This is a genomic window from Tumebacillus lipolyticus (assembly GCF_042682745.1).
In the GTDB taxonomy this organism is placed as follows: Bacteria; Bacillota; Bacilli; order Tumebacillales; family Tumebacillaceae; genus Tumebacillus_A; species Tumebacillus_A lipolyticus.
On sequence record NZ_JBHUIO010000005.1, the window covers coordinates 525,215 to 544,911 of the forward strand.

At 59.2% G+C, this 19,697-nt stretch carries 11 protein-coding genes; 8 read left to right on the forward strand and 3 right to left on the reverse strand.

Annotated elements, in window-relative coordinates:
- The first annotated feature begins 137 nt into the window (after positions 1-137).
- From ACFSOY_RS07855 to ACFSOY_RS07865, 3 genes are read left to right on the forward strand one after another with little or no spacing between them, the layout of a single operon-like run.
- Positions 138-305, forward strand: coding sequence for a cytochrome c oxidase subunit 2A (locus tag ACFSOY_RS07855; RefSeq protein ID WP_386045418.1), 168 nt, complete (start codon positions 138-140; stop codon positions 303-305).
- Positions 306-343: 38 nt separating this feature from the next.
- The gene (locus tag ACFSOY_RS07860) at positions 344-811 is read left to right on the forward strand and encodes a cytochrome c oxidase subunit II (RefSeq protein ID WP_386045420.1); all 468 of its coding nucleotides are present in this window, start codon (positions 344-346) and stop codon (positions 809-811) included.
- 21 nt (positions 812-832) lie between these two features.
- On the forward strand, positions 833-2,476 hold the full coding sequence (locus ACFSOY_RS07865) for a b(o/a)3-type cytochrome-c oxidase subunit 1 (RefSeq protein ID WP_386045422.1): 1,644 nt from the start codon (positions 833-835) through the stop codon (positions 2,474-2,476).
- 42 nt (positions 2,477-2,518) lie between these two features.
- Here the strand turns inward: ACFSOY_RS07865 and ACFSOY_RS07870 are convergent, their stop codons facing one another.
- Entirely contained in the window at positions 2,519-4,264 is a 1,746-nt protein-coding gene (locus ACFSOY_RS07870; RefSeq protein ID WP_386045424.1) for an ABC transporter ATP-binding protein, read from the reverse strand.
- A 100-nt stretch (positions 4,265-4,364) separates the two neighbouring features.
- Complete coding sequence (locus ACFSOY_RS07875) at positions 4,365-6,086, reverse strand: ABC transporter ATP-binding protein (protein WP_386045426.1); 1,722 nt, start codon at positions 6,084-6,086, stop codon at positions 4,365-4,367.
- 170 nt (positions 6,087-6,256) lie between these two features.
- Between ACFSOY_RS07875 and ACFSOY_RS07880 the strand changes: the two genes are divergently transcribed.
- The 5 genes from ACFSOY_RS07880 (at position 6,257) to ACFSOY_RS07900 (ending at position 12,512) form a co-directional block, all read left to right on the forward strand.
- Positions 6,257-8,041 carry an SgrR family transcriptional regulator gene (locus ACFSOY_RS07880; RefSeq protein WP_386045427.1) on the forward strand — a complete coding sequence of 595 codons (1,785 nt, stop codon included), beginning with the start codon at positions 6,257-6,259 and terminating at the stop codon, positions 8,039-8,041.
- Between the two features lie 310 nt (positions 8,042-8,351).
- Complete coding sequence (locus ACFSOY_RS07885; protein ID WP_386045429.1) at positions 8,352-9,722, forward strand: FAD-binding oxidoreductase; 1,371 nt, start codon at positions 8,352-8,354, stop codon at positions 9,720-9,722.
- 33 nt (positions 9,723-9,755) lie between these two features.
- Positions 9,756-10,874 carry a 4-hydroxyphenylpyruvate dioxygenase gene (gene hppD / locus ACFSOY_RS07890; protein WP_386045431.1) on the forward strand — a complete coding sequence of 373 codons (1,119 nt, stop codon included), beginning with the start codon at positions 9,756-9,758 and terminating at the stop codon, positions 10,872-10,874.
- A gap of 24 nt (positions 10,875-10,898) precedes the next feature.
- Positions 10,899-12,110: an aminotransferase-like domain-containing protein gene (locus ACFSOY_RS07895; protein ID WP_386045432.1), complete on the forward strand. Its 1,212-nt coding sequence runs from the start codon at positions 10,899-10,901 to the stop codon at positions 12,108-12,110.
- 147 nt (positions 12,111-12,257) lie between these two features.
- On the forward strand, positions 12,258-12,512 hold the full coding sequence (locus tag ACFSOY_RS07900) for a hypothetical protein (protein ID WP_386045434.1): 255 nt from the start codon (positions 12,258-12,260) through the stop codon (positions 12,510-12,512).
- A gap of 81 nt (positions 12,513-12,593) precedes the next feature.
- Here the strand turns inward: ACFSOY_RS07900 and ACFSOY_RS07905 are convergent, their stop codons facing one another.
- Positions 12,594-19,541 carry an amino acid adenylation domain-containing protein gene (locus tag ACFSOY_RS07905; protein ID WP_386045436.1) on the reverse strand — a complete coding sequence of 2,316 codons (6,948 nt, stop codon included), beginning with the start codon at positions 19,539-19,541 and terminating at the stop codon, positions 12,594-12,596.
- Positions 19,542-19,697 lie beyond the last annotated feature (156 nt).

A 19,697-nucleotide genomic window follows, 5' to 3' on the forward strand; every position in this document is an offset into this window, starting at 1 on the left:
TTTTGTTTTCAGGGAATCTCCTGTCGATTGATCGGGGAGTTCCCCGATACTCGCATCCGCTCACGCCCCCTATACTCAAAGTATGAGTTCCGTTTTATCTGATCTTCGTGACTGTTGTGAGAAGGGAGGAAGCACAGATGGCCCAAGTGCCAAAGCGAACGGATGCAGAAGTTCAACAGCAGACGACGCGAAAGGTGGAGGCGGAAACTTCACTGCGCGGTACGTTTGTATCGGTCATGATTTTAGGCGCACTCATCATCATCAGTTGGCTGAGCATATTTTTCCTCTTCGTAGAGCGGCAATGAGCTGCTGGAGGAATAGTTGAGAGGAGGTTCAATCTCAGATGCACTTGCATAAATTCGAAAAGATCTGGTTGGCGTTCGGCGGTCTCACCTTGATCGCATTTATCATCATTCTGGCGATCAACGCGTTTTCACACGGTCATCACCCGCCGAGCGACCTCAATGAAGTGGCGCCTGCGATGGTCGATCAGACAGCGCCCTTTGACAAGCCCGGTCTGGTCAAAGTTGGCGAAAACAAGTACGAGCTGAACATGCCCGCCTTCACGTTCGGGTACGCGCCTGGCGAACAGGAGATTCCGCTCGGCGCAGAAGTCACTTTCCGCACCACCTCCAAAGATGTCATTCACGGCTTTGCCATCCCGGGCACCAACGTGAACATGATGGTCGTTCCCGGCCATGTCAACACCGCGACCACCACGTTTAACAAGCCTGGTGATTACATGATCATCTGCAACGAGTACTGCGGCGCGGGCCACCACATGATGATGGCAAAACTGATCGTCAAGTAGCAGAGAAGGATGTGATGAATCATGACGACGACAGCAATTCCGAAGCGCGATGCCAAGATGAGCTTGGCCTATCTGACAGTCGCGTTTCTCGCATTTGGCATCGCCGCTCTCGCCGGGCTTTTGCAAGGCTTGGTCCGCGGCGGAGTGATCGAGTTGCCCGATTGGGTCAACTACTATCAGATCCTGACCGCACACGGCGTGTTGATGGGACTTATCTTTACCACCTTCTTTATCATCGGCTTCCTCTATTCGGGCATCTCCAAAACGACTGGCGGCCTGAGCGATTTTTCGTTCAAGGCGGGCTGGATCGGCTGGGCGATGATGTTCTTCGGCACCGCGATGAGCGTCGCCACCATCGTGCTCAACGACGCATCTGTCATGTATACCTTCTATGCTCCGATGCAAGCTTCCCCTTGGTTCTATGTCGGCGCGGCGCTGCTCGTCGTCGGCTCTTGGGCCGCGGGCATCGGGATGATCGCAGCGTATATCCGCTACCGCAAAAACAATCCAGGCAAAGCGTCTCCGCTGTTCACCTTCATGTCGGTCGCGACGATGACGCTCTGGTTTATCGCAACGCTCGGCGTTGCATCTGAAGTGCTGTTCCAGCTGATCCCCTGGTCGTTCGGCTGGGTGGCAGACGTCAACGTATTGCTCTCTCGGATGCTGTTCTGGTATTTTGGTCATCCGCTGGTCTACTTCTGGCTGATGCCCGCCTATATCGCTTGGTATGTCTGCATCCCGAAGATCATCGGCGGCAAAGTGTTCTCCGACTCGCTGGCACGTCTGGCGTTCATCCTGCTCGTGCTGTTTTCGATCCCGGTCGGCTTTCACCATCAGCTGATGGAGCCGGGCATCTCTTCAAGTTGGAAGTTTGTCCACGTCATCCTGACGCTCGCCGTCGTCGTTCCGTCTCTGCTCACCGCCTTCTCGATGTTTGCCGTCTTTGAAACATCGGGTCGTCGCCTCGGTGCCAAAGGGCTGTTCGGCTGGTTTACCAAGCTGCCGTGGAAAGATGTTCGCTTCTTCGCTCCGATGGTCGGGATGCTGATGTTCATTCCGGCTGGCATCGGCGGCATCATCAACGCTTCCAACCAGCTGAATGCGGTCATTCACAACACGCTCTGGGTCGTCGGTCACTTCCATCTGACGGTCGCCACCTCTGTCGTGCTGACCTTCTTCGGCCTCACCTACTGGCTCGTTCCTGCGCTGACCGGGCGCACGCTGACCAAGTGGGTCAACCGTCTGGGCATCCTGCAGACGCTGATCTGGTCGGTCGGCATGCTGATGATGTCTGGCGCGATGCACTACATGGGCCTGCTCGGAGCGCCGCGCCGCACCGACTACACCACCTACATGGACAACGCGACTGCGCTCTCCTGGGTGCCGTACTACAAGCTGATGGCATTCGGCGGCGCACTGCTCTTCATCGGCGGTCTGCTGATGATCGGGATCTTCGTCTACCTGATGTGGTTCGCTCCGAAAGGACAGGTGGAATACCCGATCGCCGAAGCGGAAGACGATGCTACTCCGACTCCGAAGATTCTTGAAAACTGGAAGCTGTGGATCGGGATCGCCGCACTGCTGATCCTGCTCGCCTACGGGTATCCGATCTACGACATCATTCAAAACCCGCCGCCAAGCTCGCCTGCACTGCGCACTTGGTAGCGAGTCGATCCACAGCAACACACGATCAAAAGTCCGGGCTGCTCAGCCCGGACTTTTTTCATTCCACAATTGTCGCATCTCCTCTGAGCTCGCCAGCAGCTCGTCAAGCGTCCCTTCCGCTTCGACGCGCCCCTCGGAGAGCAGGATGATCTTATCGGCTCGCCGAAGCACCGCAGGGCGGTGTGAAACGATCAGGCAGGTCACATCGCGCCGTGCGAAGAGCCGCTCCCACAGTCTGCTCTCCGTCTCCACATCGAGCGCCGAGGAAAGGTCGTCAAACACCAGCAGTTCCGCCTGGCGCACAAACATCCGCGCAGCTGCCACCCGCTGGACCTGCCCGCCGGAAAGCTTGACACCTCGCGTTCCGATCTCGGTCTGCAGCCCGCGCTCCATCGCCATGATCTCCCGCTCCAAGACGGCAGCGCGCACCGCCTCGTCCAGCTCGGCCGCCTCCGCTGGCCTGCCGAGCAGCAGGTTGTCCTGCAACGTCCCCCCGAACAGCTGCGGCACCTGTGCAGTGTAGGCAGCTCGCGGCGGCGCGATCTCCGCCACCGGCACGCCGTTCCAGCGCACTTCGCCCGTCCGCGGCAACAGCCCGAGCAGCGCCCGCACCAGCGTCGTCTTGCCCGCTCCGACGCGCCCTGTGACCACCGTCACACTGCCGCGCGCAAGCTTTAGGTTCACCCCTTCCACACCGCGCCCTGAGCTCGGATAGCGAAAGGTCAACCCGACCGCGTCCAACACCTCCAAGCGATCCGCATCGGTGCGCCGCACTGCCTCGACAGCGGGAGGCAGCGTTCCATCCAGATAGATAGCGCCAGGTGCGACCAGTTGATCCGCCCCCGCCCCATGCAGCTCTTCCAGCCGATGCATCGACACTTCCGCCTGCTTCGTCCGCGCGATCATCCGACCAAAAAAATGGGTCATGTGTCCCAGCCAGTCGAGATAGAAGATGAACAGCGCCAGATCGCCTACCGAAAAGCTCCCCGTGCTCATCGATCGGGCGGCGACGAGCAGGATGATCCCCGTGCCGATGCCGACCGTGTTTTCAAACATCGAGCCGAGCAGATCGGCAAACAGCCTCTCTTTCACCGCCGCCTTCGCCCGCTCTTCGTTCAATCGCTCAAACCGCGCTGTCGCCCGCTCCTCCGCTCCGGCCACCTTGATCGCGCTGACCGACTCGAACGACTCGGCCGCAAATCCTGCGACTCGGCCGGCCGCCTCCTGCCTGGCTTGGCGATAGCGCTCGACCTTGAGGTTGACCAAGCGGGTCGCTCCGATCAGCGCCAGCAGCGGCACGCAGACCAGCAGCGTCATCGTGCTGTCGATCAGGAACAGCACGACCAGCGCGCCGATGAAGAGCAGCGGCTTGTACACCAGATCGGCCGTCCACGAGGCAAAACCGGCGATCTCCTCCACATCGTCGCGCAGGCGCATCAGCGCATCGCCTGACGTCTTCGGAAGCGCATGCGCCCCCGGCTTTTGCAACAGGCGCTTGATCAGGTTGCGCCTGAGCAGCGCCCCGACTGAAGACAGCATCGTAAAATCGACATAAAAACCGACCACCAGCGTCCCGGCCCGCAGCAAGAGCGTCATCACCAGCACGGTGATCAGCCCCCACGAGCTTGCCGTAACAGCAGCTCCGCCGCTGATCGAATCGAACAGCACCTTCACCACCCACCCGGTCAGCAAGGGAAGTCCAAAGATCCCCGTCCACAGCAACACGTCCAACAGGTACCACCCAAGCCGAAACCGCACCAGCTTGCCAACCATCGTCCAAATGGCCATCGCCATCCCTCCTTGTCTCCATCCGCTTTCTGAACCGCCCTGGCGAGCGCAGGCGCAGCGAACAGAACCGCTCGCCGTTCCGCCCTCGTACCGGTAGCGGTCAGCTCAGAGTCGCTTCCTGCTCCGTGTGCTGCAGCTGCCAGAGCATGGAGCTCGGCTCCGCCTGCAGCGCCTCGCGAGCGCCATGCTCGACCACCTGCCCGTCCGCTAAGATCAGCACCTCATCGACCAGCTGAAGCGTCTCCAGCCGATGGGCGATCACGATCGCCGTCCTGCCCTGCAGCAGCTTGCGCACCGCCCGCTCGATCAAGCGCTCCGTCGCCGGATCAAGCCGCGAGGACGCCTCATCTAAGATCACCAGCCCTGGATTGCGCAAGAACACGCGAGCAAACGAGAGCAACTGCGCCTGGCCTGCCGACAGCCCGCCGCCCGACTCAAGCAGCGTATCCAACCCATTCGGCAATCGGGAGAGCCATTCGCCCAGCCCGAGCTCCGTCAGCACTTCCACAATCTGCTCGTCCGCCACGCTCGCATCGAAAAGCGTCGCATTCTCCCGCACCGTCCCGCGAAACAGCCGCACCTCCTGCGTCACCATGCCGACCTGCTGGCGAAGCTTTGCCAGCGGCACCTCTCGCACGTCCAGCCCCCCGATCTGCACCCGACCGCGCTTCGGATCGTGCAAGCGGAGCAGCAGGCGGGTCAGCGACGTCTTGCCGCTGCCGGTGCGCCCGAGCACACCGAGCACCTTCCCCGGCTGCAGCGCAAACGACACATCGCGCAAGACGGGCGTCTCTCCATAGCCAAACTCCACCTGTTCAAACGAGACGGAGAGCATCCCGCTCGGCAGATCGCACCGCCCCTGATCCACCTCTTTGCTCTGCACCCCGAGCAGTTCGCCCACGCGCTTGACACTGGCAGCCGCCTTCTGAAAATCTTGCAGTTCCTCGGTGATCTGATCGAGCGGCCCGCGGACGAGCTCAATATAGGCGAACATCAGGTAGAACGTCCCCAGCGTGATCGTCCCCGCCTTGAACAGAACGCTCCCCAGCACGAACACGATCAGATAGCCGACCGCAAACAGCGCGACCGTCATCGGCCACAGGGCGCGACCGCGGACATAGGCGGTCCGCTCTTTGGTGAACAGCCCGTACATCTGCGCAAAAAACTGGCGCAGCACATGCTGACCCGCTCCGTTCGCCTTGATCTCCTCCAGGCCGTTCAACCGCTCCCCGACAAACCCATGAAACTCTGCGCTGCTCTGCCGCGCGGCCATCCAGTGCGGCACCGCGATCTCACGGACGCGATTGAGCACCCACAGCGCGCCGCCGACAAACAGCAGAAACGCCAATCCCGCCCACAGGTCGACCGTAAACATCACCGCCACCATCCCGACGAGCAGCAGCACGTTGCCGGCCACATGCAACACAAACCGCGAGAAAAAGTTGGCCAGCGCCGTCACATCACCATCGACGCGCTCCATCATCTCGCCTGACGTCTTCTGCTGATGCCACCCCATGTGAAGCTTGAGCCCGTGTGCAAACAGCAGGCTGCGCAGCCGGTTGGTCGCCGACCAGCCGATCTGCTCCGACGCGTAGGTGCCGAGCAGTTGCACCGCCTGTTTGACGATCATCAGCAGCAAATACATCGCGCCCGCCATGTAGAGCGCAGAAAGCGCTCCGCCTGCGCTCGCCTGATCGATATACTCCCGCAACAGCAGGGGGCTTCCGATCTGGATCAACGCACCTCCGATCAGCAAACAAAAAAGAAATGCCACCCGCCCTTTTTGAGCGGATAGCCCCTGTTTTAACAAAGTGCGATACATGCGATCTCCCCCCTTTTTACTTCCCTCCATCCTAAACGGATCTGTGCAGGGGAAAAAGGGCAGAAGTTCTGGTGCTCCGCTTTCCCCTTTTCTGATCATCGCCCGTCCGCGCACTGGCACTCGCCGGAAAAAAGGAGTAAGATTTTCAAAAATGAGAAGGAGCTGTGCAGATGCAACTTGCCGATCATTATATCCGCCTCGCACAGAAGACTCCGGTCGGTCAGCAGCTGCCGATTCCCCTCGAAGAGGTGGCGAACATCCTCTGCTGCACAGCTCGCAACGCCAAGCTGGTGCTCAAAAAGCTCGCCGAGCACAACTGGGTGCACTGGCAGCCTGGGCGCGGACGCGGCAACAGATCGCTGCTTACCTTGCAGATTGCGCCTGACGACCTGCTCTACTCGCTCGCCATCGAGCTGGTTCAAAAAGGGGATCTGCCTGCGGCCAGCGCGTTGGTAGAATCGTACCGCGACGATTTTCCCGCCCTGCCGAGCCGGTTTCAAACATGGCTCAGCTCCCATTTCGGCTACCATGTGGAAGCGCGAGAGGGGAGAGCGGTCGACACGCTGCGCATCACGCACTCGCGCCCGCTGTTCCAGCTCGACCCCGCGCATGCGTGGTTGCGCTCCGAATGGCATCTGGTCAAACATCTCTTCGACACGCTGGTCACCTACGACGCATCGACCGCCACCATCTGTCCTCATCTCGCCCATGACTGGGAGGTGAGCGCAGATGCGACCGAATACACGTTCTTTCTGCGCAAAGGGGTGCTCTTTCACAACGGCACCCAGCTGACCGCAGACGATGTCGCCTTCACCTTGCATCGCCTGCAGACAGACTCGCTGTACGCATGGATGTTTGCCGATCTGGAGGAAATCACTGTGCACAGCGAGCAGATCCTCCATCTGAAACTGCGGGCGCCCAACCATCTCTTTCTGCACATCTTAAGCGACCCGCGAGCGGCGGTCCTCCCGCAGGAGTATTTCACCGAGATCGGTGCCGATTTTGCCCGCCTGCCCGTCGGCAGCGGGCCGTTTAAAATCGTCCGCAACGACGAGGCGATGCTCGTGCTGCAAGCGTTTGCTCCCTATTTCCGCGAGCGCCCCTTCCTCGACCGCATCGAAATCTGGGTGTTGCCAGACCTCGACCTGCCCGCATCGAGTAACGAGTATGACATTCGCTACACCGGCGGCGCCGCCAACTGGAACACCATCCACCAGGTGGAGCGATCGTTTCAGCTGCTGACGATGAACCTGAACAAGCCGGGGCCGCTGCAGCATCCGGCCTTCCGCGAAGCTCTCACCCTCCTGCTGGACAGGCGACAGATGATCTCCGACCTCGGCGGCGCTCGCTTCGCTCTGGCCAGCCGCTTCGACCAGAGCTTGGAGGACACGGCGGAGGAGATCGCACCTCCCGACCGCCCGCTCATTACCGCCCTGCTCGCCGAAAGCGGCTATGATGGCCGGACGCTATCTCTCATCACCATGCCGGACGAAGATCACCGCGAAGACTGCGTCTGGATGCAGCAGAGGTGCCAAGAGTTCGGGATCGACCTGCAGTTCAAGCTGTTGGATGCGCGAGAGATGATCCGTTCGGAGCGCATCGGCGAGGCGGACATGTGCTTGGACGGCGCCACCGTCATCGACCATCTGGAGCTGTCCTACCTCGACCTGCTGCGGACTCCGAGCTTCTTCATCTATCCTCACCTCAGCAAGCAACTGCGCCAGCTCACCGCCGAGACGATCTCCGCACTGCTGCAGATCGCAAGCGGTGAGGAGCGTCACCGGCGCTTGCAAGCGCTGGAATCTGAGCTGCTTGAGCAAAAGGTGATCTTGCCGCTCTATCGCAATCGGATCACGATCAGCACCCCCCGATTTCTGCACGGTGTCTCCCTCAACTCACAAGGATGGGTGGACTATCGCCAGCTCTGGTTTAAGAAAAAAGACCTTCACTCTTAGTGTGAAGGTCTTTTTTTCATCTCAGATTTAATTAAATGCGAAATTTCCGAGGAATTTTCATAAATAATCTTGCTTCTTACACACCCAATAATCAATAATGTAAGAATAGAGAATAAAATTCTGTATACATACTCAAACAGATTAACCAGACAATCAACTACAATTCTATTCAACACTATCAGCACAAGATGACGACAAGAGAATTAGTATCTCTGATTTCAATACCCTCAGTCCTAATATTTAATTAACGCTTCGATTTGATAACGGGTTAACGGAGATTCAAGAATAAGCGATACAGGAGTTGTTTGATTTGACCTTCATAGAAGCGCTGAGGACGATCTTGCCCAAGCAAGAGCAGGTGTCGGTGAACACAACCGTTCTGGAACATCACAGCAAGGACGTCACGTCCTATCACCCCGGAGTCACGCCTGACGCTGTCGTCTTCCCCTCGACTACTGAAGAGGTTAGCCGCGTGCTCCACTACGCGAACCAGAATGGGATTCCGGTCGTTCCCTTCGGCATCGGCTCGTCGGTCGAAGGACAAGTCGTGCCGGTCAAAGGCGGAATCTCGATGGATTTGACACAGATGAACGCTGTGTTGGAGGTTCGCCCTGAAGATTTTCTGGTGCGCGTCCAGCCTGGCGTCACCCGCATGCAACTGAACCAACACCTCAAAGAATACGGGCTGTTCTTCCCGGTCGACCCTGGCGCTGACGCCACGCTTGGCGGGATGGCAGCTACCAACGCATCGGGCACGACTGCCGTTCGCTTTGGCACGATGCGCGACAACGTGCTCGGGCTTACTGTCGTCACCGCAGACGGCTCGATCATCCACACAGGGGGCATGGCCTCCAAGTCCTCTGCCGGCTACAACCTGACCGGGCTGTTCGTCGGATCGGAAGGCACGCTCGGCACTTTCACCGAGCTGATCCTGCGCGTCTACGGCATCCCCGAGCACGTGCTGGCTGTGCGAGCCGTCTTCCCCGATGTGGGGACAGCCACCCATGCGGCGATGGGCATGATGATGTGCGGCCTGACGCTCGATCGGGTGGAGCTGGTCGATGAACACACCGTCAAAGTGGTCAACGCGTTTAAAGAGACAGACTTCTCAGAAGCGCCGACACTCTTTCTCGAATTTAGCGGCAGCCGTTCGACTGTCGACAGCTCCTTTATGCTCGCCAAGGAGATCTTGACCGAGGAGGGGTGCACCGAGCTTGAGTTCGACACCGATCAAGCGGTGCGCACGCGGCTCTGGGCAGCGCGCCACGATGCGGCATTCGCCTTTTCGGCGAGCCAGCCTGGCAAGAAGCTGATGACCACCGACGTGTGCGTCCCCCTGTCGGTGCTCTCCGATGCGATCGTCGAAGCGCGCCGCCTGATCGACGAAAACGGCCTCGATGGCGCGATCTTGGGACATGTTGGCGATGGCAACTATCACGCGGTGCTCGTCGTCGATCCGGAAGATGAGACAGACATGAACCGAGCGAGCCATGTCAACGCCGAGATCGTCCGCTTCGCCCTCGAACGCGGTGGCACTTGCACCGGCGAGCATGGCATCGGGCTTGGGAAAGCGAAATATCTGACGAACGAACATGGTGAGTCTGCCGTTCTGCTGATGCGCGCGATTAAGAGCGTGTTCGACCCGAACGATATTTTAAACCCAGGTAAAATTTTTCTATAAACAACGATCATCTACTGAAGGAGGATGAAACGCATGATCACCCAACAGAAACAGTCTTTGGAAGCGAAGCACGACATTTTGCCAGTCGAGGACATCGACTACCTTGAGGTCTACTCCGGCAATGCGAAACAGGCTGTCTTTTACTATTGCAAGCTGTTCGGCATGAAGGTGACCGCCTATAAAGGGCTGGAGACCGGATGCCGCGACCGCGTGTCCTACGTGGTCGAAAAAGGGGACATCCGCTTTGTGATCACCGGCACCTTCACCCCCGACCATCCGATCGCCAAATTTGTGAACAAGCATGGCGATGCGGTCAAAGACATCGCCCTGCGCGTGCAAAACGTGGAGGAGACCTACCGTAAAGCGGTGGAGCGCGGCGGGATTCCGATCTGCGAACCGTTTGAAGAGACGGACGAGTTCGGCTTGGTCAAAAAAGCGGTGATCGGCACGTTTGGCGATACGGTGCACACGCTGATCGAACGCTCCGAATATCAAGGCGCTTTCCTGCCCGGCTTCCAACCGGTCGAAGAAGAGGAGCCGGCGATCGACACGGCGATCACCCGCATCGACCACCTGGCGATCAACGTGGAGAAGATGGACGAGTGGACCGACTATTACGAGCGCGTTTTCGGCTTTACGCTGATCAAAGAGTTTAAGAAAGATGATGTCTCCTCCGACTCCTCCTCGCTGATGACCAAGGCGCTGCGCAACGGCAACCATCGGATCAAGCTGCCGATCGTCGAACCGGCGCCCGGGAAGAAGAAGTCGCAAGTGCAGGAGTTTATCGACTACAACCTCGGCGCGGGCGTTCAGCACGTAGCGCTGGAGACGGACAACATTTTGCAGGCGGTGGAAAACCTGCAGCAAAACGGCATCCGCTTCCTGTACACGCCAGACGCGTACTATGAGCTGCTCCCCAACCGAGTCGGATCGATCGAGGAGCCGATCGACGAGCTGAACCGCTTGAACATCCTCGTCGATCGCGATGATGAAGGCTATCTGTTGCAAATCTTCTCGCAGCCGATGCAAGATCGTCCGACGATGTTCTTTGAGATCATCCAGCGCAAAGGATCGAACGGGTTTGGCAACGGCAACATCCGCGCCTTGTTTGAGGCGGTCGAACGCGAACAGGAGAAGCGCGGCAACCTATAAGCACCCAGAGGAGATGAACTGATCATGACAACGACCAAGAATGGTACCACGCTTCGCCTTGCGAATTGGGCCCAGCAGGCAGCGCCCTCTCCGATGCAGGACATGCTCGCGCTCACCGCGCGTCCGGGCCTGATCTCGTTTGGCCTCGGACTGCCCAACCAAGAGCTGTTCCCGCGCGAGGCGTTCGCCGAAATGTCGGGAAAAGTTTTGCGGGAGAAGCCGAGCAGCTTGCAGTACGGGCCCGCATCGATTGCGCACACCCTCAAATCATCGATCGTCGAGCTGATGAAGCGGCGCGGCATCACCTGCACAGCCGAGCAGATCTTTTTGACCACCGGCGCGCAGCAGGGGATCAACATTTTGGCACGCCTTTTGCTGGAGCCGGGCGGTCAGGTGCTGACCGAGGAGATCACCTACACCGGGTTTCTGCAAGTATTAGAGCCGTTCGCACCGGAGCTGCTCACCGTCCCGACCGACCCGCAGACCGGGATGGATGTGGACGCGGTGGAGAAGCTGCTCGCGTCTGGCAAGCGCCCCGCCTGCATCTATTGCATCACCGACGGGCACAACCCGCTCGGCGCGTCGATGAGCATGGAGAAGCGCGAGAAGCTGGCACAGCTCGCTCGCACGTACGGAGTGCCGGTGATCGAGGATGATCCCTATGGCTTCCTCTCCTACGAAGATGTCTCGCTTCCGCCGCTCAAAGCGCTGGAGAGCGAGTGGGTGTTCTATGTCGGCTCCTTCTCCAAGATTCTCGCACCGGGCGTGCGCATCGGCTGGATGATCGTGCCGGAAGAGCTGATGGACAAGCTGTCGATCGTCAAAGAGTCGTATGACATCAACACGGCCAACTGGAGCCAGCATTCTGTCGCCGCCTACATGGAAGCGGGGTTGCTCACCGGCCATCTTGAGCTGTTGCGCCGCGAATACGGGGCGCGCCGCGACACGATGTTGCAGGCGATCGCCGAACACTTCCCGGCAGAGTGCCAAGTGGAGAAACCTTCGAACGGCATGTTCATCTGGGCGCGGTTGCCCGAGTTTGTCGATGTGCCCACACTGCTGCGCGATGCGGTCGAGCAAAAGGGCGTCGCCTTCTTCCCCGGCCAAGCGTTCGCGACAGAAGGAAGCGAGATGGGCAAGCATGCGATGCGCCTCAACTTCTCCAATGCCACGCATGAGCAGATCCAACAGGGCATTCGCGGCATCGGCGAGCTGATCGAGAAACAGCGCGGCTGATGTCGGGTATAGAAAGAGCGAAGAGCGAGGGCTTCCCCTCGCTCTTCGCTTTTTTGATGATCGACTTATGATTGGCGAGATGAGAACAACATTGTAGATTCAGCACGCATCAATTCATGTATCACATGATACGGAAGGAGCCCGGTCATGAAAAAACCTCTCTGGACTTATGGGGTGCTTATCGGGATCTACATCGTCTGTCTCCTCTATATGAAATTGACGTTGCGCGAGATGGATATGATGTACCTTTATTTTGCCCTAATGATCGGCGTACCGTTTTTTTTCGGCTATCTGCTGCTGATCATCGCCCGCTATCGATATAGTCGGGATGGACTGCTCGCCGTCTGGATGATCCTCCTCTTCCTTGGCGCGCTCTGCATCACCCTGCTCTCAATGTTCTGATTTACTCCCCGTCAGATTTGCTCAAAAAAGCCAGCTCTCTTCGTTCAGAGAGCTGGCTTCTTCATTTTTGATCCGGCTGGATTAGACGGTCGTTTTTTGCTGATACGCTTCATACATCGCGAGCAGCTCTTTGACCAGCTCGGCCATCGAGACCTCTTTGGCAAGCACCGGATGCAGATTCAGCACGATCACAAACTGCTCTTCCGCCTTTTGGATCAGGTAGAATCGCACCGTCTCCTTCTCCGGGTCGAGCGGCTTGCTGTGCTCCGCCTGCAGGATCTCCTGCACTTTCGCCTCGATCTCCTGCTCGGCAAGTCCGATCAGGTAGATCACCTGCAGCGGGTTCCAGCGCAGCTCCTGCACGCGCTTCTCCAGCGCTTCGTCTCCGCCGGTCAGCACGGTGCGCAGCACCTCATGTTGAGCGAACAGGTCTTGCACCGCCCGCTCCATCGCTTCCAGGTGCACCGCCTGCGTCAGCGGTTCCACATGGGGCGAGTTGGTATGCGTCTGCTTCGGTGCTGGCGCTGGCGCTTGCTCCGCCTGGCGATTCGAACCGCGACGGCGCGGGACGGCTGTGATCTCCGGCGCTTTCGCTTGGCGAGTCAGGCGCTGGATCTCATGAACCTCAGTGCCATCCAGCGTCCCCTGCTCCCGCGCCTGCAGCAACTCCGCCGTAAATTCGGCGACGGTCGGACTTTCAAACAGGATGCGCAGCGGCACGCCCACTCCATACTCCTCCGAGATGCGGGAGACCACCTGTGTCGCCATCAGCGAGTGTCCACCGAGCGCAAAGAAGTTGTCATGAATGCCCACCTTTTCAAGGCGCAACACTTCGGCAAAGATCTGCGCCACCTTTTCCTCTTCGGGGGTGCGCGGCGCGACATAGTCGTTGCGCTTGTTCAGCGCGCCTTCTGGCGACGGCAGCTTTTTGCGATCCACTTTGCCGTTTGGCGACAGCGGCAATTCCTCAAGCAAGACGAGGAACGAGGGAAGCATGTAATCGGGCAGATGCTTGCGGAGCGAGGTTCTGAGCTCCTCTTCCTGCAGCGTGATCCCCTGCTCTGGCACCACATATCCGACCAATCGCTTGTCGCCGCTCGCTTCCTGTGCCACCACCACGCATTGACGAACGCCTGGCAGATGGCCGAGCACCGTCTCGATCTCGCCGATCTCGATGCGGAAGCCGCGAATTTTCACCTGTTGGTCGATGCGACCCATAAACTCAAGCGTTCCGTCTGCCAGCCAGCGCACCAGGTCGCCCGTTCTGTACAGGCGCCCAAACGGCGTCTCGACAAACTTCTCTGCGGTCAGCTCCGGGCGATTCAGATAGCCGTTCGCCAGACCGTCGCCGCCTGTCAGCAGCTCGCCAGGCACGCCGACCGGCACCGGCTGCAGGTGGCGGTTCAACACGTAGGCGGTCGTGTTGGCGATCGGACGTCCGATCGACACCGTGCTGCCCACATCCGCCTCGCTCGTCATCGTGTGACAGGAGGTGAAGGTGGTGTTTTCGGTCGGGCCGTATCCGTTGATCATCGTGACGTTTGGCAGCTCGTGGAGCACTCTCTTCACATGGGGCACCGAGAGCACATCGCCGCCTGCCAGCAGGTATCGAATGCCTTTCAGGTCTTCCATTCGGTACTCGACCATCTGGTGGAACAGGCCTGCCGTCAACCAGAGCACGGTGACGCCGTACGCTTGGATCGAGCGCCCCATATCTTCCAGCGAAGGCTGTCCGGCTGGCAGCAGCGCCAATTTGGCACCGTTGAGCAACGGACCCCAGATGTCAAAGGTCGCCACGTCAAACGAGAAGGTGGCCGCCTGCAAAAATACCTGATCGGCTGTAAACGGCATGTAGTTGGTGTTCTTGACCAAGCGCACGACACCGCGCTGTGGCACGACCACCCCTTTCGGGCGACCGGTCGAACCGGACGTGTAGATCACATAGGCCAAGTTGTCCTGCGTGGTCGTGCAAGCAGGATTGTCGGTGCTCTTTCCGGCGAAAGAAAGCCAGTCACGGTCGAGGCAGATCACTTTCGCGCCTTGCGCCGGCAATTTATCTGCGAGCGAAGACTGCGTGATCAGCACCGGTACCTGCGTGTCCTCCAACATGTAGGCGATGCGATCTTGCGGATAGTTCGAATCGATCGGCACGTACGCACCGCCCGCCTTGATGATGCCGAGGAGCGCGATGATCATCTCCAGCGAGCGATCGATGCACAGGCCGACGAGCACATCGGGGCCGACGCCCAGCTCTTGCAGATAGTGGGCGATCTGGTTGGAGCGCTCGTTCAGCTGGCGGTAGGTCAGCCACGAGCCGCCATAGACCAGCGCCACCGCATCTGGCGTCGCTGCCACCTGCTCCTCGAACAGCTGTTGCATCGAGCGATCTTTCGGATAGTCGGTCGCCGTGCGATTCCACAGATCGACCACCTGCACGCGCTCCGCTTCGGTCAGCAGGGACAGGTCGCCAACGCGCCGCTCCGGATCGGCGGCGAGCGCCGTCACGAGCGTCTCGAAGTGTGCGATCATCCGCTCGATCGTCTCCGCGTCAAACAGGTCGGTGTTGTATTCGAACGTGCCTCCGACAGCGCCTTCCAGATCTTCTGACATCAAGAGCGACAGGTCGAACTTGGAGGTCGTTCCCGAATCCTCGACCGGATCGAAGGTGAGACCTGCGATCTCCACTTTGCTCTGCTGGAAGTTTTGCAGGCCGAACAGCACTTGGAACAGCGGCGAACGGCTGAGATCGCGATCCGTTTCCAGCTCTTCGACGATCCTTTCAAACGGCATGTCCTGATGCGCATACGCGCCGAGCGCCGTCTCTTTGGCGCGACCGATCAGTTCGAGGAACGTCGGGTTGCCCGACAGATCGGCTCGCAGTGCCAGCGTGTTGACGAAGAAGCCGATGATCGATTCGGTGTCCTGACGATTGCGGTTGGCGATCGGTGTGCCGACCGCAAAGTCTTCCTGACCCGTGTAGTGCATCATCAGCGAATTGAACGCTGCCAGCAGGGTCATGAACAGGGTAGCACCTTGCTGTTGGCTGATCGCGATCAGCTTGTCGCTCACCTCTCGGGGCAGGCGGAACCTGATGTGCGACCCTTTGTGCGTCTGCATCGCAGGGCGCTGGCGGTCGGTCGGCAGCTGCAGCGGAGGCAGGTCGCCGCCGAGCGCCTCTCTCCAGTAGTCGAGATGCTCGCCGAGCTCCTCCTGCAAAAACTTCCGCTGCCAGACAGCAAAATCTGCATATTGCAAAGGTAGCGGTGGCAAGCTCGGCTCGTTGCCGCTCATCAGGCTGTCGTACATCTGGGTCAGTTCGCGGGTCAAGATCCCGCGCGACCAGCCGTCGGAGATGATGTGATGCAGGGTGAGCAGCATGACGTGCTCCCGCTCGGACAGCTTGAGCAGCTGATAGCGGATCAGCGGCCCTTTGCGCAGGTCGAACGGCGTATCATTTTCGGCTGTCACCAGACGGGAGACTTCCGCTTCCCGCGCGTCCCCGTGCAGATGTTGAAGATCGACGATCGGAAGCGGCGTCCACTCCGCCTGATGAATCACCTGCTCCGGCTCGCCCGCACCGTCGGAGAACGTGGTGCGGAACGATTCGTGGCGCTTGATCATCTCGTTGAGCGCACGTTCAAACTTATCGTGGTGCAGCTCTCCGGTCAGGCGCACCGCGTAGGGGATGTTGTAGGCGGTCAGCCCTGGGATCAGCTGCTCCAACACCCACAGGCGCTGTTGCGAGAACGACAGCGGAATCTTGGTCTCGCGAGCAACCGCTTCGATCGGCGCTTCTGCGGCAGAAGGCGCCACATTCTCATGGAGCAACGCCTCTGCGCGCAGCGCGAGGTCGGTGACGGTCGGCGCTTCGAACAGCATGCGCAGCGGCATTTTGACCCCGAACTCCTTGTTCACGCGGGAGACGACCTGCGTCACCATCAGCGAGTGGCCGCCGAGGTCGAAAAAGTTGTCCTTGACGCTCACCCGCTCGACGTGGAGGACTTCCTCCCAGATGCTTGCGATTCGCTCTTCGAACTCTGTCGATGGCGCGATGTACTCGTTTTGCTCCATCATCTCCGCCTCGGGAGCGGGCAGAATGCGGCGATCGATCTTGCCGTTTGCGGTGAGCGGAATCGCGTCCAGATAGACGAACACAGCCGGAACCATGTAGTCGGGCAAGATCTCCTTCAGGTAGTTGCGCACATCGGACGTGCCGCCTTCGACCCCTTCGTTTTTGACCAGGTAGGCGACCAAGCGGCGATCGCCCGGAACATCTTCCCGCGCCATCACCACGTTCTCCTTGACCAGCGGATGTTGACCGATCACCGTCTCCACCTCGCCGAGCTCGACGCGGTACCCGCGAATCTTCACCTGCGTGTCTGCGCGGGTCAAGAACTCCAAGCGCCCATCCGGATGGCGTTTTGCCAAGTCGCCTGTCCGATAGAAGCGCGCATTCGGATCAGGCTGGAACGGGTCTTGCAAATAGCGCTCTGCCGTCAGATCGGGTCGCTTGATATAGCCGCGCGTGATCCCGGCCCCGCCAAAATACACCTCGCCTGCCACCCCATAGGGCACAGGTTGCAGATGTTTGTCCAAGACATAGACCTGCACATTGCCGAGCGGTCGCCCGAGCGGCACGGTGACCGTCTGGCGCATCGCCTGCTCTTTTTCCACCTTGTAGACGACGCCTGCGATCGTGACCTCAGTCGGCCCATAGTGGTTGATCAGCCAGACATCATCCCTGTATTGCTCGACGCGCTCGATCATGTCCCAGCGCAGCGTCTCCCCGCCGACGACCGCCCCTTTCAGCGGCAATACTTTCAGCGGCTGTGTCGCCATCAGCGCCGCCAAGTGGGTCGGCACGATCTTCAGGCAGTCGACCGGATGCTTCTCAAAGTATTCGGCCATCAGATCTGGGTCGGTCAGCCGATCCTGTGCGATGATGTGCAGCGTGCCCCCGCGGCAGAGCGCCGGGAAGATCGCCGTGTGACCTACGTCGGCCGACAGCGTCGACACGTTGCCATAGCTCGCCCCATCGCCAAGCTGTGCCACTTCCTCGATCGCATACAGGTAGTTGAGCAGGTTGCGATGTTCGACCTGCACGCCTTTTGAGCGCCCGGTCGAGCCGGACGTAAAGATCAGGTAGACCAAGTTTTCCAGCGTCGCCTCGTTCGGCAAGTTCGAACGGCTGTTGTTCGCAACATCGCCCCACTGCGCATCGAGGCGGAACACGCGGGCGTTGTGCTCCGGCAACAGATCGGCGAGCGACTCTTGGGTCAGAATGACCGGCACTTCCGAATCTTCCATCATAAAGCCGATGCGATCTTTCGGGAACGCCGGATCGAACGCGACGAACGCACCGCCCGCCTTTAAGATCGAGAGCAGGGCGACGATCATGTTCGGCGAGCGCTCCAGATAGATGCCGACGACCGACTCCGGGCCGACTCCATCTTGCTTCAGCAGGTGTGCCAGCTGGTTGGCCCGCTCGTTCAACTCGCGATAGGTCATCTGCTCCTCTTCATACTGGATCGCGATCGCATCCGGGTTGGCAGCTGCGCGCGCTTCGAACAGCTGATGCACCAGCTGATCGGTCGGGAAATCGCGCTTCGTCTGGTTGCAGCCGTGGGTCAGATCATACTGCTCCTCAGCGCTGAGCATCGGAAGCTTGGAGATCGCCACATCCGGGTTGTTCACGACCCCTTCCAACAGGCGCAGATAATGTTTGAGCATCCGCTCGATCGTCGCTCGCTCGAACAGGTCTTTGCTGTACTCGGCGACCATAACCGGCTCCCCTTCCTTATGGTCGAGGGTGAACATCAGGTCAAACTTCGCCGAGTCGCGCTGCACCTCGATCGTTGAGAGCTTCACATCGCGCAGGGTGAGCGTCGGCATCGAAACGTTTTGCACGACGAACATCGTCTGGAAGAACGGGTTGCTGACATTGCGGTCCGGCTTCAGCTCCTCGACCAGCTTTTCAAACGGCATCTCCTGGTAGGTGTAAGCGTCGAGCGTCACTTGGCGCACGCGGTCGAGCAGTTCGCGGAACGTCGGATCGTCAGACAGGTCGGTGCGAAGCACCAGCGTGTTGACGAAAAATCCGATCATGTGCTCGATGCCCGGCTGCTTGCGCCCGGCGATCGGCGTTCCGACCGCGAGATCATCCTGGCCGGTGTAGCGATACAAAAACGCCTTGTAGGCGGCGAGCATCGTCATGAACAGCGTCGAGCCTTTAAACTGCTTGGTCAGCTCGTTCAGCCGTTCCATCAGGTGTGGCGGCATGTGCACCAGCACGCGCCCGCCATCGGGGCTGGCCACAGCTGGGCGCGGGCGGTCGAGCGGCAACTGCAAGGGCGCGATCTCCACGCCGAGCTGCTCCCGCCAGTATTGCATGTGCTTCTCATAGACCGCGCCGGAAAACCAATCCCGCTGCCACGACGCGTAGTCCGCATATTGGATGTTCAGCGGCGGAAGCGGTGACGGTCTGCCGTCGAGGAACGCTTCGTAGAGCGCCGCCAGCTCGCCGATCATCACCGCCATCGACATGCCGTCCGAGATGATGTGATGCTTGACGAAGAGGAGCACATGCTCCTGATCCCCGAGCTTGAGCAGCGTGCTGCGCAACAGCGGCCCTTTTTCGAGGTCGAACGGCGCGTTCGCTTCCACTCTGGACAGCTCCGCCACCTTCTCCTGTTGCTCCTTCGCTGTGAGGTGTTGCAAGTCGAGCATCGGAATGCGCACGCGCGCCTCCGAAGCGATCACCTGGAACAGCTCGCCATCATCCATCACAAACGTCGTGCGCAACGTCTCGTGGCGGTCGATGATCTCCTGCAAGCTCTTTGTCAACGCATCCACATTCAGAGACCCTTCAAAGCGAACGGCAGTCGGCATGTTGTACATCCCGCTGTCCTCGTTCATCTGGTTGATCAGCCACATCCGATTTTGCGCGAACGAGGCGGGGAATTCGTAATACTCGATCCCCTCACCGTCGTTTTTCAGCAATAATTCGTCCTGTTTCGTCGTTTCTGCCATCACATGAGGCCTCCTTTTTATGGAAAACAGATTTATCTCTTTATCCATATTGAAAACTAACATTTACATTTTAGAAATCATACAAACTGCTTTCTATGAGCGCTAAATAATTCCTCCTTCATTTCGAAAGTTTTCATCTATTTATCTAAATCAAAT

What these genes read in the sequence shown, in the direction of transcription:
- ACFSOY_RS07865 (WP_386045422.1), top strand. Translation starts at nt 833, where the DNA reads ATGACGACGACAGCAATTCCGAAGCGCGATGCCAAGATGAGCTTGGCC.
- ACFSOY_RS07860 (WP_386045420.1), top strand. Translation starts at nt 344, where the DNA reads ATGCACTTGCATAAATTCGAAAAGATCTGGTTGGCGTTCGGCGGTCTC.
- ACFSOY_RS07900 (WP_386045434.1), top strand. Translation starts at nt 12,258, where the DNA reads ATGAAAAAACCTCTCTGGACTTATGGGGTGCTTATCGGGATCTACATC.
- hppD (WP_386045431.1), top strand. Translation starts at nt 9,756, where the DNA reads ATGATCACCCAACAGAAACAGTCTTTGGAAGCGAAGCACGACATTTTG.
- ACFSOY_RS07870 (WP_386045424.1), bottom strand. Translation starts at nt 4,264, where the DNA reads ATGGCCATTTGGACGATGGTTGGCAAGCTGGTGCGGTTTCGGCTTGGG.
- ACFSOY_RS07895 (WP_386045432.1), top strand. Translation starts at nt 10,899, where the DNA reads ATGACAACGACCAAGAATGGTACCACGCTTCGCCTTGCGAATTGGGCC.
- ACFSOY_RS07875 (WP_386045426.1), bottom strand. Translation starts at nt 6,086, where the DNA reads ATGTATCGCACTTTGTTAAAACAGGGGCTATCCGCTCAAAAAGGGCGG.
- ACFSOY_RS07905 (WP_386045436.1), bottom strand. Translation starts at nt 19,541, where the DNA reads ATGGCAGAAACGACGAAACAGGACGAATTATTGCTGAAAAACGACGGT.
- ACFSOY_RS07880 (WP_386045427.1), top strand. Translation starts at nt 6,257, where the DNA reads ATGCAACTTGCCGATCATTATATCCGCCTCGCACAGAAGACTCCGGTC.
- ACFSOY_RS07855 (WP_386045418.1), top strand. Translation starts at nt 138, where the DNA reads ATGGCCCAAGTGCCAAAGCGAACGGATGCAGAAGTTCAACAGCAGACG.